General features: G+C 62.6%; 12 protein-coding genes. All 12 read right to left on the reverse strand.

All coding sequences use genetic code 11. The features are described from left to right. Positions 1-85: 85 nt before the first annotated feature. On the reverse strand, positions 86-820 hold the full coding sequence (locus H7688_RS09925; RefSeq protein WP_246329769.1) for a glycosyltransferase family 2 protein: 735 nt from the start codon (positions 818-820) through the stop codon (positions 86-88). Next, on the reverse strand, positions 820-2,643 hold the full coding sequence (locus H7688_RS09930) for a VTT domain-containing protein (RefSeq protein WP_183360931.1): 1,824 nt from the start codon (positions 2,641-2,643) through the stop codon (positions 820-822). Before H7688_RS09930 ends, H7688_RS09925 begins: the two co-directional genes overlap by 1 nt. A 27-nt stretch (positions 2,644-2,670) precedes the next feature. Continuing rightward, positions 2,671-3,507: a hypothetical protein gene (locus H7688_RS09935; RefSeq protein WP_183360932.1), complete on the reverse strand. Its 837-nt coding sequence runs from the start codon at positions 3,505-3,507 to the stop codon at positions 2,671-2,673. Positions 3,508-3,598: 91 nt separating this feature from the next. Further along, positions 3,599-5,503 (reverse strand): sulfurtransferase, encoded by a 1,905-nt coding sequence (locus H7688_RS09940; RefSeq protein WP_183360933.1) that lies wholly within the window; start codon positions 5,501-5,503, stop codon positions 3,599-3,601. 417 nt (positions 5,504-5,920) lie between these two features. Further along, positions 5,921-6,712, reverse strand: a complete 792-nt coding sequence (locus tag H7688_RS09945) for an alpha/beta hydrolase family protein (protein ID WP_183360934.1) — start codon at positions 6,710-6,712, stop codon at positions 5,921-5,923. 19 nt (positions 6,713-6,731) lie between these two features. Beyond that, positions 6,732-7,574, reverse strand: coding sequence for a nucleotide-binding protein (locus H7688_RS09950; RefSeq protein WP_183360935.1), 843 nt, complete (start codon positions 7,572-7,574; stop codon positions 6,732-6,734). Positions 7,575-7,678: 104 nt separating this feature from the next. Next, positions 7,679-7,990: a DUF2325 domain-containing protein gene (locus H7688_RS09955; RefSeq protein ID WP_183360936.1), complete on the reverse strand. Its 312-nt coding sequence runs from the start codon at positions 7,988-7,990 to the stop codon at positions 7,679-7,681. Between the two features lie 58 nt (positions 7,991-8,048). Further along, a complete protein-coding gene (locus H7688_RS09960) occupies positions 8,049-8,237 on the reverse strand; it encodes a YezD family protein (protein ID WP_183360937.1) in 189 nt (62 codons plus the stop codon). A gap of 32 nt (positions 8,238-8,269) precedes the next feature. Then, complete coding sequence (locus H7688_RS09965; protein ID WP_183360938.1) at positions 8,270-9,277, reverse strand: sulfate ABC transporter substrate-binding protein; 1,008 nt, start codon at positions 9,275-9,277, stop codon at positions 8,270-8,272. A gap of 72 nt (positions 9,278-9,349) precedes the next feature. After that, on the reverse strand, positions 9,350-9,811 hold the full coding sequence (locus H7688_RS09970) for an RrF2 family transcriptional regulator (protein ID WP_183360939.1): 462 nt from the start codon (positions 9,809-9,811) through the stop codon (positions 9,350-9,352). 315 nt (positions 9,812-10,126) lie between these two features. Beyond that, positions 10,127-10,930, reverse strand: coding sequence for a LysM peptidoglycan-binding domain-containing protein (locus tag H7688_RS09975; RefSeq protein ID WP_183360940.1), 804 nt, complete (start codon positions 10,928-10,930; stop codon positions 10,127-10,129). A 1-nt stretch (position 10,931) separates the two neighbouring features. Further along, the gene (locus tag H7688_RS09980; protein WP_246329770.1) at positions 10,932-13,706 is read right to left on the reverse strand and encodes a histone H1-like repetitive region-containing protein; all 2,775 of its coding nucleotides are present in this window, start codon (positions 13,704-13,706) and stop codon (positions 10,932-10,934) included. Between the last annotated feature and the right edge of the window lie 247 nt (positions 13,707-13,953).

Below are 13,953 nucleotides of genomic sequence, written 5' to 3' on the forward strand. Positions count from 1 at the left end.
GCTCCGCGCCGGGTTTGCCCATCCCCATCCCGACCCTCCCCTTGAAGGTGAGGGGGAATTTTTGCAAACGGAAGATTGTCGCTAATCAGGTTACCTTTTGCATTTCTGCTTCGATGGCAGCGCCCGGCAGACCGGACAGCAGTTCCCGGCCGATCACCCAGAGGATGGTGCTTCCCGCCTTCACGGTCCCGGAGAGGGTCCGGCTGATCTTGGAGACGCCGGCCGCCCGCCGGAAGTAGGGAACCCGCAACTCCTGGACGCGCAGCCCGACCTTGAGCGCCCGGACCTGCATCTCGACGGTCCACCCGAAGGCCTGGTCGCTCATGTCGAGCCGCTTCAGGGCCGGCCAGCTGAGGACCCGCATCGGCCCGAGGTCGTGGAAGCGATGCCTCCAAAATAGACGGATTAGCCCGGTCGCCAGCCAGTGGCCGAAACGCTGCTGGAAACTGAGCGCCGCCGCCGTCACCGGGATGCGCCATCCTAATACCATGTCCTGTTCCCCCGCTGCAACCGGAGCGATCAGCTCGGCCAGACGCGGCACGTCATCGGAACCGTCGCCGTCCACGAATGCGACCAGGTCCGGCGGCTCTTCCTCGAGTGCGGCAAGACCTGCCAGGCACGCCCTCCCATAGCCCGGGATCGGCTCCCGGATCACCCGGGCACCGAACCGTGCGGCAACCGCGGCCGTCCCGTCGCTGGAGCCGTTATCCACCACCAGGACCCGGGTGATCTCCCTGGGTACCTTGGCGAGCACGAGCGGCAGGCTCAACTCCTCGTTGCGCGCCGGGATGATAAGGGCGATGTCGAGGGGGGCGGGCATCAGTCGGTCACCGGCTCCGGCTCGCGGCGTGCCTTCACCCGGCGGTAGAGGACCGGAGCGAGCGAGACGATGGCCACAAGGAGGATCCCCAGCAAGGTCGTGGGAGAGACGTTCCCCCCGATCAGCCCCAGAAGCGAACTGGAGAAGACGATGAAGGCGATGCAAGCCGGCAGCATGCAGACAAAACTCACCACCAGGTAGTGGAGAAAAGGAACCTTGGTGAGCCCGAAGGCGTAGTTCAGGAGGTTGAAGGGGAAGGCCGGGACCAGTCGCGTGAAGGCGACCACCTTCCAGCCGTGCCGCTCGACCTCCCGGTCCAGGCGCTGCCAGCGCGACCCGGTCAGCTTGGCGGCGACCCAGTCGCGCGCGACGTAGCGGGCCACCAGGAAGGCGAGCGAAGCGCCGATGGTCGCGCCGCTGATGGCGTAGACCACCCCCCAGACCGGACCGAAGAGGACCCCTCCGGCGATCGTTATGGGAAGCCCCGGGAGAAACAGCACCGGCGCGAGGGCGTAGAGGAGCACGTACGCGGCGGGAGCCAGCGCACCGTAGGAGCCGATCACCGCCCGCAACTGGTCCTGCTGCAGGTACCGGCCCGCCCCCGAAAGCTGCACGGCCACCACCAGGGCGACTAAGGCTACCGCCAGGACGAGCGGTTTGCGGCGCGTGTTATTTTTCACGGCAGCCGGCGTTACGGCGTCCCTTTCTCGTGTCACGGCAAAACCCTCCTTGGCAAGATAGCTCCTTTTCAGGCGCAAGCGGTTCAGGTAGGTGAAGGGCGCCTTGGCTCCCAGCCGTTTCCCTGCCAGCGCCTGCTCCGGGGTGAAGATGACGTCGACCAGGTGGCTCGTCGGGGTGTGGTTCCCCAGCGCCTGGGTGCAGCCGGCACAGTAGGTGACGATGCGCCTGCCGCCGGCCTCCTCTTTGCGCAGCTCCCCCCAGGAATTGGCGAGTTCGGGATCGAGGAGGTTGACCGCGCCCCCCTGGCCGCAGCAGAGCGTGCGCCGGCCCGAATGCCGCATCTCTGCGACGTTCACCCCCTGGCGTGCGAGCAGGGTACGTACCGCCTGGTGCACCGGCGTCGAGGAACGGAGTACGCACGGGTCGTGGACGGTCACCGTTGCCGCAGCCGGACGCGGTGTGAGATCCGACTCCGCCAGGGCCTCCCATACCGTGCGCACTTTTAACCCGCTGCCGAACTTCTCGAACATCGCCTGGCAATTGGGGCAGGCAACCAGCACCTCCCGTACGCCGAGATCCACCAGCCACTGGTTCATCTCCGCGAAACGGGTAGCGACGTACTCGGCCCGCCCCAGGCTGTGGGAAGGTTTGAGGCAGCAGTCGAAGACGATGCCGACGGCGGGATCGCTCTTCTGGAGTTCGTCGAACACCCGCTGTACACCCGCGGGCCGGGTGCCGGAGAGCGAGCAGCCCGGGAAAAAGACGCTGCGGCATCCGTCCGGGAGCCGGTACAGCGTGAAGCGGCGCGAGGTGCCGAGCCGCTCGTAGTTCAAAAGCGGTTTATGTTGCGGGAAGTTCCCCTCGCCCCGCTGCACCGCGCCCCGGCGCAGTTCCAGGAAGAACCCCTCGAGGTCCAGCCCCTTCGGGCAGACCGCGGAGCAGAGCCCGCACAGGCTGCACTGGAACCCCTTGGCCAGAGCCTCGGAGGTCACCGGGGTGCAGGCGCGGGCAATGGCGCCGGGGGTGCCGTGCCGTTTCAGGAAGGCGCACCCTTTGACGCAGGCGCCACAGTCGTTGCAGCCGGAGAGGATGTCGTTCACGCGCCGTTCAAGATCCCGGGTGATGTTGGTAGATGTTGCCATTGTTAATTCGCTTCCTTGAACTGGTTCTTACGGCGCCTTGAAGTACAGCGCAGCGGTGTAGGTAGCGCCGGCGGCGGTGTTCTGGCCGTAGAGCGCCGGGACGTAGGCGAGCTCGATCCCCCAGTTGGAGGCAACCTTGTACCCTACCGCCAGGTCCAGCTTGCCCAGGTCGAAGTTGTTGGTGGCGGTCGGGTTGCCGTTCGCGTCGAGCCTCTTGCCGTTGTTGAGGCTGGTGATCCCGTCCAGCTTGGCGCGGGTGTAGAACTTGGCACCGAGGTCAGCCCCCACCTCGACGAGGTAGCGCAGCTCGTCGGAGGGATCCTGGTCCCGCCAGCGGTAGCCAAACTCCACGTTGGCATAGCCGGGGAGCACCGGGTAGAGCGACAGGCCGTAGAGGAACCTCAATTCGACGTCCGCCTGGTCGTTACCCAAGGGGAGCGGATCGTTCTTGCTGTAGGCACCGGGAATCTTCACCAGAAGCTGGCTCGAGAAGATCCCCTTGTCGGAGTCGAGGATCTTGTAGCGCGCCCCCAGGTCCACGTCGCCCAGGCCGTTCCCCTTGGAGAGGGTCGAGTTGTCCTCGTTTCTCAGCCACTTGTAGGTGAGCGAGTTGATCGCCGTGAGGCGGTCGGTGATGCCGTACTCCAGGTAGTTGGTGATGTTGTTGTCCGAGAAGCGCCCGTCGTTGGCCATCTCGTTGCGGCCGCCGAACCGGTTGAACTCCTGGTGCGCGTAGTAGTAGTTGTAGGAGATCTTTTCGTAGTAGCCGTTTTTCGGTGCGGTCCAGGCCCCCGCCAGAGCGGTCGCAGCAGTTGCAGCACTCAGCAGAAGCGTTACCAAGAAGCGAAGCAGAATGTGGTTCATAGAGGTCCCTTCCTCACATTGAAAATGGCAGGGCGCCATGCGCGGCGCCCTGCGGTACATCATGACGATTCCCTGCGGCCGGACCTGCCGGCTAGAGACCGCCGGTCAGGAAGGGCCGCCCGGAGGGGACCTGGCGCCAGCCGTCGGTGCTCCCCGGGATGAGCGGATCCTTCAGATAGCTCGGATCCTCGATGTAGGTGGTACTCCAACCGGACCAGCCGTCGGAGTAGTTGCGGATGTTGCTGTAGCCCATCAGGTAGGCATAGAAGAAGGCCAGGCTCGAGCGGTAACCGCCACCGCAGTAGAAGATGGCCTCCTTGTCCAGCTTGGTCGGGTCCACGGTGGAGGCGATCCCCAGCGAGCTCCAGAGGGACTTCACCTCCTCATAGCTGCGCAGGGTGCCGTCGGCATCGCGGTAGATGAGCGAGCTGTCGTCAGCGTTGTAAGCCCAGAGCGCGTTCGGGATGCGCCCCTTGTTCACCAGGTAGCCGTAGCCGCTCATGATCCCCGCGTACTCGCCGCCGGAGCGCACGTCAACCAGCTGGGTCGTGCCGGTGGCGGCGTAGTTCGCCTCCGCGTACGGCGTGGTCGCGATGAAGGACGGATCGGTACTGCCGGTGTAGCTGGTCGCTACCGGGAGGTTGACCGTGGTCTCGACCGGGTAGCCGGCAGCCTTCCACTGGGTCATGTCACCGTTCATGAAGCGAACATCGGTTACCCCCGCGTACTTCAGGATCCACCAGAGCCGGGCGGCGAAGATGCTGCTGTCCGAGTAGACCACGACGGTGGTATCCGGGGTGATCCCCATGCTCCCCACGGCGGCCTTCAGATCGCTGTCCGGCAAAAGGAACCAGCGCGGGAAGCCGTTCTCGTAGACATCCGAGTTGGAGTGGATGGCTCCCGGGATGTGCCCCACCAGGTAAGCGTTGTCCGCCCACCCCTGCGCCATGTCGTTGAAGCTCCCCCACTGGGTCTCGAAGATCAGGTACTTGTGGTTACGGTCGTAGCCGTACTGCGGCGGTGCCGCGCTGGTGCTCCCCGGCTTGTGGTAGTCGATGAGGGCCTTGACCCACCCCGGGTAGACCGCCGTCGCGTAGTTGGGTGCCTTCTCCATCGGGTACGAGGTGTTGTCGGCCCAGTCCCAGATCGAGGCATCGTAGTTGGAACAGCGGGTATAGCCCATCAGGCGCAACAGGAAGTAGGCATACCCGGAGCGGATCCCCGCGGTGCAGTGTGCGGTGACTTCCTTGTCCGGCGTGATGCCACGCGATTCCAGGAGGCTCTTGAGCGCCGAGTAGCCAAGCGTGGTCTTGTCGGAGTTGTAGAACCAGCCATAGGGGATGTTCACCGCTTTCGGGATATGGCCGCCGCGGGTCTCGCCGTAGAGCTGCCAGCCCAGGTACTCCTCGTCGGTACGGGTATCGATGACGGCGAAGTCGCGGTCAAAGAGCCGGGTGGCGATGTGGGCCGAATCGCTCTTGGCGGCTGCGTTCACTTGCGGGGTGAAGGTGGCCGCCGGCAAGGTCACGGCAGTGGTCTGCACGCTGCGGTTCTCGGCGCTCCAGCGGTTCCAGCCACCGTTCAGGATATGGGCGTCCTGGCACCCCAGGTACTCCAGCATCCAGAACACGCGCCCGGCAGATCCCCACGACGCGGTGGTGTCGTCGTAGACCACGATTTTCCTGTCGCGGGAGATGCCGGCCGCTCCCAAGAGCCCCGCCACCACCGAGCTGTCTTTGAGCCCGCTCCCCTTGGTCCAGAAGGCGCTGTGCTGCAGATTGATGGCACCCGGAATGTGGCCCGCGGCATAGGCCGCTGCCGACCGGGCGTCTATGATCACCAGGTTCGTGCCCAGACTTTGCTGCAGCGATTCCCCGGTCACCAGCAGGCCGGCATTGGGGAACTCGGCAGATGCCGCTACCAGGCGCGCCTCCTGTGACTGTCCTGTCTTGTCGGTAACCGTACTGCCACATCCCGCCAGCACTGTAATACTCATAGCGAGCACCAGCATCACACATCGAAACATTACACTTCTCATCGAACCGCTCCTCTCACTCAGATAATCCCCATGGGGAAGGTGCTCAAGCACTCTGCAGATCCAGTAATGGGCAGAAGGCCGCGGCAATGTAGCAAGAGTTGCCAAGAGAAGTCCAATGGATTAAATCGATATTACCGATGCAACTGATTCATTTTTTAAATATTCCATTTTCAAAGAGCTGCTCCCGCGCCAGCTTTCCCACCGGAGGAACACGTCATGAGACGAAAAAAGGCCAGATGCAACCGTTGCGTCGGTTGCATCTGGCCTCCAGTTTTTCTGGTCAGCCTGCGGGGTAAATCAACACTACTCTATCTAATCGATAGGTAAATCTATACCAGACAGTGGTCGGTTGGGTCAAGGCATTTTTTCTACCTGTCACCCGGTAAGCCGGATACTCTCAGCTGCCTCTTTAGTCAGTTGCTTGCCGAACCAGTCGAAGGCCGTGCCGTAGTGGATGTCATGAGCGCCGTCGAAGATCTCGAAGAAGAAGTGATCTGCTCCCCGCTCCTCCAGCGCCTGTGCCAGTTTCCAGCTGTGGCGGTACGAGACGACGTCGTCGTGGCGGCCGTGGTGCACCGAAAGGTTCACCCGCGCCAGGGCATCCAGGTAGCTCAGTGGCGAGCGCTCGCGGTACCTGCCGGCGAGGTCTTCCGAGTCGCCCGGGATTCCGCCACAGCAGGCCGCAACGTGTTCCGCGTACTCGGGGTTCTCCTCGCGCCAGGCGGCCAGATCGGTGATCGGGACCCAGGCACTCACCCCCCTCCAGAAGGTGGGGCTCGTCGCAGCGGTCAAGAGCGCCATATGCCCGCCGCCACTGCCGCCCAGGAGAAACCGTGCGTTCTCCTGCAGCGCAAAGCGGCTGGAAACCTGTTGGATCGCGTCGTAGATGTCGGTGATGGCAAGCGCAGAGCCGGCAGCCTCGGTGGCACGCGGGTTGGAACTCAAGTTCGGGCCGCGGAACTCGGGGAGCAGCAGGGCCCAGCCTCGTTCCCGACAGCGCGGCAGCATCCCCTCCACCTGGTTGAACCGGTCGTAGCTCCAGGTGTGCAGCCCCACGACGAGGGGGACCGGATCCGAACCGACGGGATGGAACCACAGCGCCGGCTCCTTCGCACCGTCCACCGACGAGCGCACCAGGATCTCTTCCATTACGGCACCTGCTGTCATGCTTCGCTCCTGCCTCTTTTCAAATTGCGGCGCCGTCGCGTACCAGACCGCACTCCAGTTCTTCGGTAATCTCGCTCCACTTCTGCAGCCAACCGGCGAACGCCGCCGGAGGAAACGGTAACGGTGCCGCCGGTGCGAGTCCCTGTGACACCAGCCGGGCCAGCTTTCGGTAGACGCTACTTAAATGGGACTCCGGTGCCGATTCGATGACCGACTGTTTTAGATACTCCCCGGCCGACACCATGAGCGAGCGCGGAATGGAGGCAAAGGCGCGGGTGCCGGTCTGGCGCAGGAAGTCATCAACGATCGACTCGAAGAAGGGCCCCGAGATGTTGTTGGCGACGATCCCGCCGTAACGCAGCCCCCCCTCTGCTTCCGCAGTGAAGAACTCCAGAAAGTTGTTCAGTGTGGTGAGTGCTCCGAAGTCGGCCGAGACCACCACGATGACCCGCGCCGCCTCCCCCTCGGTACGCAGGAAAGGGAGTACCTCCGCGGGTTCGCCGGCAATGTCGTGCACCACGAACTCCGGATTGTGGCGGGCCAGCAGCTCCAACCGGCAGAGGGCACCGAAATCGGGAGTGGCATCGTTGTCCGCTGCGCTACCGCACTCGATGCAGAGGATGTCCCGGTAGCCCTGAGCGCACTCAAGTCGTGCGGCGTGGCAGGCCGCCTCTGCCGGGTAGCCGCACCCGGTCTCGAGCACGCCGTCGCCGCGCAGCAGCACCGACGAGATGCGGCGGCGGTCGTAACCCAGGTGTGCCACCCGGTACCCCTGCTCGGCAAGGGCCGCGCTCAGATTCACGGCCGTGGTGGAGACGCCGGCCCCGCTTTTACCGGTGATGATGAGATGTTCTGCTGCCATAGCTGATCCCTGCCCGTTTCAGCCGTAATTGTTGGCATGTTGCTCGAGTGGTCAGAGCACCGGCGGCGTGCGGGAAAACGATGCATCCCTTGGTCAGCCGGCGCTCAGGCCACACCTTTACCTTCCTCCATCATAGCGACCTTCACGCAGGCAAGGCAATTCCTGAGCGCGCAAACTCCGCAGTTGTGGCACTGCAGGACCGGGATGTTCCGCGAATGGGCCGCGTCCATCACCTGCAGGCGGGCGCGGTGCGAGACCTTTCCGGTGGAGAGCACCACCGCCTCGCTGTGCCCCAGCTTCGCCTGCAGGTCGGTCTCGGACCGGTTGAAGATGCGCAGCTCCACGCCCAGTTTCGCTGCCTCCTCGCGATAGTGCGTCTGCAGCCTGTCGATGCCGCCTACCAGTGCGATGCGCATGACCAGTCCTCCTTTGCAACTTAACAGCGGCCACTGAGCCGCACCGCAACCGATGTCTCTATATTCCGCTTCCGTCGCGGTGCTCGCTTTTGAACCTGAACTTCTCGTTACGTTCGATCTGGATGACCCGGCCGTCCTGGACCACCAGGGTCACGGTGCCGAAGCGGATGCTGCGCAGCGCATCGCGCAGAGCGCGCTCCACCTCGGCTGTCAGTCTCCCCGCGGGTATGGTTGGCGAATCGGCCATGCTCCACCTCGTTTACGAATTACCGGCTCGGTCTAGCGCGCGCTGTAGATCTGGTCGAACACGCCGCCGTCGGAGAAGTGGGTCTTCTGCGCCTTGCGCCAGCCGCCAAAGGTATCGTCGATGGTCACCAGTTTCACCTTGGGGAACTGCTTGGCGTACTTGGCAGCCACCTTCTTGTCGCGGGGCCGGTAGTAGTTCTTGGCGGCAATTTCCTGTCCCTCCGGGGAGTAGAGGTACTTCAGGTACTCCTCGGCGACCTTGCGGGTCCCCTTCTTGTCGACCACCTTGTCCACCACGGAGACCGGTGGCTCGGCCAGGATGCTGAGCGAAGGGACCACGATCTCGAACTTGTCACGTCCCAGTTCGTTCACCGCCAGGAAGGCCTCGTTTTCCCAGGCCAGCAGGACATCCCCCTGACCGCGCTGCACGAAGGTGGTGGTGGCGCCGCGGGCTCCCGAGTCGAGTACCGGCACGTTCTTGAACAGCTTGGCGATGAAGGCCTTGGCGCTCGCGTCACTGCCCCCTTTCTGCTTCAGCGCGTAGGCCCAGGCGGCCAGGTAGTTCCAGCGGGCCCCGCCGGAGGTCTTCGGGTTCGGGGTGATCACCGCAACACCCGGCTTCACCAGATCGTTCCAATCCTTGATGTGCTTGGGATTTCCCTTGCGGACCAAAAAGACGATGGTCGAGGTATAGGGCGAGCTGTTGTGCGGCAGCCGCTTCTGCCAGTTTTCGGGGATCAGCTTCGCCTTGTCGTGGATCTCGTCGATGTCGTAGGCGAGTGCCAGGGTAACCACATCGGCGTCAAGGCCGTCGATGACCGAACGGGCCTGTTTTCCGGAACCGCCGTGCGACTGCTTGAACGTAACATCCTGGCCGGACTGCTGCTTCCATTTCTTGGCAAAGGCCTTGTTGTACTCCTGGTAGAGCTCACGGGTCGGGTCATAGGAGACGTTGAGGAACTCCTGTCCGAATGCCGAGAGCGGCAGCAGGGAACCGATCAGGAACAGGGCGGCGGGTACCAGGCGACGATTGATGATCATGTGCGACCTCCAGATTTAGATATTTAGCCTATGGATTTAATAGACTATTAAGGCAAAAAAAGATGCCAGCAATCAGATGCAGAAATTAAGAACGCCCTTCTGTGTTTCCTCGGCCTTGTCGATCTCCTCAAGGACGTCGGCGAGGGTGGTGCCGTCGAGGATCTTCGCCATGGCCTCGCGTACGTCCTTCATGACGATGCGGATGCCACAGGTCTCCTCGCTGCCGCACTCGGTACATTTGGCGTAGGAGGTTTCGCTGACGCAGGGAACCGGCGCCAGGGGGCCTTCCATGATCCGGATGGCCTGTCCGAAGGTGATCAGCTTGGGGCTGCGCGCCAGGTAGTAGCCGCCCCCTTTACCCTTCTTGCTCTGCAGGATGCCGTTATTCTTCAGGGCGAGCAAGATCGCCTCGAGAAACTTCTTGGGGATGTTCTCTTCCTGCGCAAGATCGGCGATCAGGATCGGTCCCTGGTCGTACCTCCGCGCGAGGTAGATGAGGGCTTTCAGCCCGTATTTGGTCTTTTTGGATAACATATATTTATCCCATCAAGTAGGTAGATTGTCTTTTATCCCACTCTGGAAGAACTGTCAATATTTTTTTATCGCCCGGGAAGATCGAGGGGACCGGGGACAGCTCCGCCAGGTGCCTGTTCCCCTCCAACCTGGGCTCCTGCCAGCCTTTTCTGAGATCACCGGAACCGCCCACTCCAGGGAACTATCCCGCTTCACGCGCCCCTGCGAGAAGGTGCCGCCGGCTGCCGAACGTGCAGCTCCCTGTTGTCGAGAGCGCAACAAAAAACCCGGCTGGTGGGCCGGGTCTGTTGGGTTTCTGGTTATTTCTAACTCGGCCTACTGGCCGGAGAGGTGCATCATACTGTCGGCACGGTAGAGGGCCGCATCGGCGGAGGAGGTGGAGTTCGGGTACTTCTGGAGGAAATCGGAGAAGAGCTCCATGGCTTTCTGGTACTCGCCGGTCAGGTAGGCCTGTTTCGCCTGCCGATAGCTTTCCAGTTCCTCCGGTGCGCTGCGCGACACCTGCTTTTCGGCAGCCGCGGCCTGTTTCTTCGCGGCAGACTTGGTAGGAGTCGGCTTTGCCGGTACCTTCGGCTGTACCTTCCCCGCCTGTTTTGCCTTGGCTTTGGCAATCGGCTTGGGCTGCGCAGCTTCCGGCACGGCTTCGGGTGCCTTTACCTCCGGAGCGGGTTGTTCAGGCTGGGCCGCCTTCTCGGGTTGTGCCTTTTCTACCGGGGCAGCCTGCTTCTTTGCTCCCCTTTTGCCGTGCTTAGTCTTGACCGCCTTAGCCGGTTTCTCTTCGGTGGCTTCCTTTGCGGCCTCGGCACCCTTCTCCGGCGGGACCGGAATACGGATGGTGTGCCCGGAATAGATCAGGTCGGGATTCTTGATGCTGTTGAAGACCAGCAGTTCGGGATACCAGGTCCCTTTGCCCAAGTACTTCTTGGAGAGGCCGGAAAGCGTATCGCCACGCTTGATGATGATACTCCTGACCAGCACCCCCTCGTCCGGGCCGGCCGGCAACTGCTCGGAACCGGCGGGTTTCGGCGTGTAGAGAAGGAACTCTTCGGCGCCGCAGACGACCGGCGTCGCAAGCGTCGCGATCAGGCAGGGGAGTGTCAGGAGAGTCGCCTTGTTCATGCTAGTACCTGTTTCCGAGTTGATCCTGGTAGTTTAGCAGGTTCTTCATCTGCATGTTGGTGCCCACCGCAATGCCCGGTTTGACACGGTATGAGACCTTGATGCTGCGTTTCTCGCCGGCGCCCAGCTCCTCAAAACGCCAGGAGTACACGCCGTTGTCGGACTTGGTGAAGGCGGGATCCGCTGCGACCAGTTCCAACTGCGACGGGATGATGCTCTGCAGGGTGACCTGCTTGGCCATGTTGGAACCGCGGTTCACGCAGTTGAGCTCGAGGGAGGATACCTCACCGGGCTTGAGCCTGCCACCCTTGCCGGCCATGGCAAGTTCGAGGATCGGTCGCGAGTAGGTGAGCTGCAGGTGCACGCCCGCGGTCTTCTCGGCCACGTTCTCGGATTCAAAGGTAACCGAGACCGGAGCGATGGCGCCGTCGTTAGCGCTTGCCGGGGTGCTGATCTCGAGCACCACGTAGGCTTCTTCCTTGGGAGAGAGCGGACCTACGTGGTTGATGATCGGCTCGTTGAACTGGCGCTTGCCGTCGCGGTTCAGGTCGTCGAAGAAGCTGTAGCTGGCGCTGCTCGGGATGTTGGCCTTGATGGTAAACAGCTCGCGCAGGTTGCCGGTATTGGTCACGATGAGCGGAATGGAGACCACCTGGCCGGGGATAACTACCAGCTTGTCGGCGGTGGTGCGGGCGGCAACGCCGCTTACCCGCTGAACCACGCTGGTGCTGGAGACGAAGGATTCCTTCTTGTCCAGGTCGTTGTTGATGACGTCGGCACGCAGGAACAGCTCCTGCTCGGCCAGCGCCTCGTCCTTCAGCTGGAAGGTGACGTTGAAATCGTTGCTCTCGCCGGAACGCAGCCGGAGGCCGTCCAGCACCAGCGAGGCCTTGGTCTCCTGTTTGAAGCCCTGGGGCAGCTCGCCGACCGGCTCGTACTGCGGCGGGTAGTTCAGCCGCACGGTCACGCCGCGCGCGGCAGCGGTACCGACGTTGAGCAGCGAGATCCGGTAGGCGATCCGCTCACCCGGCAGCAGCTTGGCCTTGTCGGTCTTGACCACTGCACGCAGCAGCGGAGCCGAGGAGACCAGCGCGATTTCCTTGGACTGCGAGGTGTCGTTGGAGTAGTTGGAGATCACCTTGATCGGGTAGACATTGCGCTGCCCGTCGATGTTGCCACGCGGGATGGAGCCGACGGCAAGCACGCGGTACTTGGAACCGACGCCCAGGACGGGGGTGTTGGCGATCGCGGTCTCCGGGTTCTTGGCCGGAGCGAAGTGGAAGTCGAACTCGGGCGGGAAGCCCGACTCCAGCGTGAAGCTGTCGTTGCCGTTGCCGGTGTTGACGATGTCGAAGGGGATCACGAAACGCTTGCCAGCTTCCTCGGTTTCCGCCGCGGCGCCCAGCTGAAGATCGACGTCGGCGTACTGTGCCACTTCCAGGTTGTACACCTGGGCGATCTCACCCTGCGGAGCGATGTTAACCGGTTTCTGCAGGGCCGGGTACTCGATCCCCATCTGGTGCAGCTTCGCGGTGGCGCTGGAAGCGGCTGCGGTACCGGGGTAACGGTCGATGACATCCTTGTAGGCAGCAATCGCCTTGTCACGTAGATCGGCAGGAACGGAAGCTCTTTCTGCCTTGGCGGCAGCAGCCTTTTCAGCAGCAGCCTTTTCAGCGGCAGCCTTCTGCTCAGCAGCCTTCTTAGCCGCGGCAGCCCTTTCTGCAGCAGCCCTCTCGGCAGCCGCTCTTTCTTCAGCAGCTTTCTTCTCGGCAGCAGCCTTTTCAGCGGCGGCTTTCTCAGCGGCAGCTTTCTCAGCGGCGGCTTTCTCAGCGGCAGCTTTCTCAGCGGCGGCTTTCTCAGCGGCAGCTTTCTCAGCGGCGGCTTTCTCAGCGGCAGCTTTCTCAGCAGCGACCTTCTCAGCAGCGGCTTTCTCAGCAGCGGCTTTCTCAGCGGCAGCTTTCTCAGCGGCAGCCTTCTCGGCAGCTACTTTCTCTGCCGCTACTTTTTCCGCAGCAGCGCGTTCGGCGGCAGCACGTTCGACTGCAGCCTTCTCAGCGGCGGCTTTTTCGGCGGCGGCTTTCAGTGCAGCGGCCTTCTCCGCAGCAGCACGCTCGGCAGCGGCACGCTCAGCAGCAGCACGTTCAGCGGCGATGCGATCTGCTTCCGCTTTCAAGGCAGCTGCCTTTTCCGCAGCGGCGCGCTCGGCAGCCGCTTTCTCGCCAGCAATACGGTCGGCTTCAGCCTTGGCGGCTGCAGCCCTTTCAGCTGCGGCCTTCTCTGCCGCGGCTTTTTCGGCGGCGGCCATTTCGGCTGCAGCCTTGTCGGCCCGGGCTTTCTCGGCAGCAGCACGCTCTTCGGCAGCGCGCTCGGCAGCAATCTTTTCAGACGCAATCTTCTCTGCGGCAGTGCGTTCCGCCGCGGCCTGCTCAGCAGCGACCTTCTCGGCAGCGGCACGTCGGGCAGCAACCCTTTCGGCGGCAGTCATCCCTGCGGCTGTCGTTTCGGCAGCGGCTTTCTCTGCAGCCGCCTTATCGGTAACAGGGGCCTTGGCAGCGGGCTCATCGGTCAGCTCGTTTTTCTGATAGCGCTCGGCCAGCGTCATCAGCCCTTCTTCAACCGTCGCCTTCAGCGGGCTCTCGGGGTACTCGCGCAGGAACTGGGCCATGTACTTGCCCGCCTCACGCTGGTTGCCGGCCTTGAAGTTGGCGCGAGCCAGCCAGAAGATCGCCATGTCCTTGAGCGGCGTATCCGGGTACTTCTTGAGCAGGGTCGACATGTTGTCGATCGCCGCATTGAAGTCTTTGCGCTGGTAGGCGTTGAAACCGGAAATGAAGATCTGCGAATCCTCTGAATCCAGAGAAAACGCAGGCGCAGGCAGGAGAACCGCAATAAGGAGAAAAACAGCTAGGATTCTCAGGACCGAGGCACGGAAAACTTTATAAAAATGCACGTGTTGAACCTTTCGGAGCTGATTTAGATGAAAAATGGCCGAACGTGTCGGAAAGTAACATCTTAGACAACTC

It is taken from the genome of Geomonas limicola (genome assembly GCF_014193675.1).
Taxonomy (GTDB): Bacteria; Desulfobacterota; Desulfuromonadia; order Geobacterales; family Geobacteraceae; genus Geomonas; species Geomonas limicola.

Coding starts and splice junctions, on each gene's coding strand:
- H7688_RS09925 (WP_246329769.1), bottom strand. CDS start 820: ATGCCCGCCCCCCTCGACATCGCCCTTATCATCCCGGCGCGCAACGAG.
- H7688_RS09930 (WP_183360931.1), bottom strand. CDS start 2,643: ATGGCAACATCTACCAACATCACCCGGGATCTTGAACGGCGCGTGAAC.
- H7688_RS09935 (WP_183360932.1), bottom strand. CDS start 3,507: ATGAACCACATTCTGCTTCGCTTCTTGGTAACGCTTCTGCTGAGTGCT.
- H7688_RS09940 (WP_183360933.1), bottom strand. CDS start 5,503: ATGAGTATTACAGTGCTGGCGGGATGTGGCAGTACGGTTACCGACAAG.
- H7688_RS09945 (WP_183360934.1), bottom strand. CDS start 6,712: ATGACAGCAGGTGCCGTAATGGAAGAGATCCTGGTGCGCTCGTCGGTG.
- H7688_RS09950 (WP_183360935.1), bottom strand. CDS start 7,574: ATGGCAGCAGAACATCTCATCATCACCGGTAAAAGCGGGGCCGGCGTC.
- H7688_RS09955 (WP_183360936.1), bottom strand. CDS start 7,990: ATGCGCATCGCACTGGTAGGCGGCATCGACAGGCTGCAGACGCACTAT.
- H7688_RS09960 (WP_183360937.1), bottom strand. CDS start 8,237: ATGGCCGATTCGCCAACCATACCCGCGGGGAGACTGACAGCCGAGGTG.
- H7688_RS09965 (WP_183360938.1), bottom strand. CDS start 9,277: ATGATCATCAATCGTCGCCTGGTACCCGCCGCCCTGTTCCTGATCGGT.
- H7688_RS09970 (WP_183360939.1), bottom strand. CDS start 9,811: ATGTTATCCAAAAAGACCAAATACGGGCTGAAAGCCCTCATCTACCTC.
- H7688_RS09975 (WP_183360940.1), bottom strand. CDS start 10,930: ATGAACAAGGCGACTCTCCTGACACTCCCCTGCCTGATCGCGACGCTT.
- H7688_RS09980 (WP_246329770.1), bottom strand. CDS start 13,706: ATGTCGACCCTGCTCAAGAAGTACCCGGATACGCCGCTCAAGGACATG.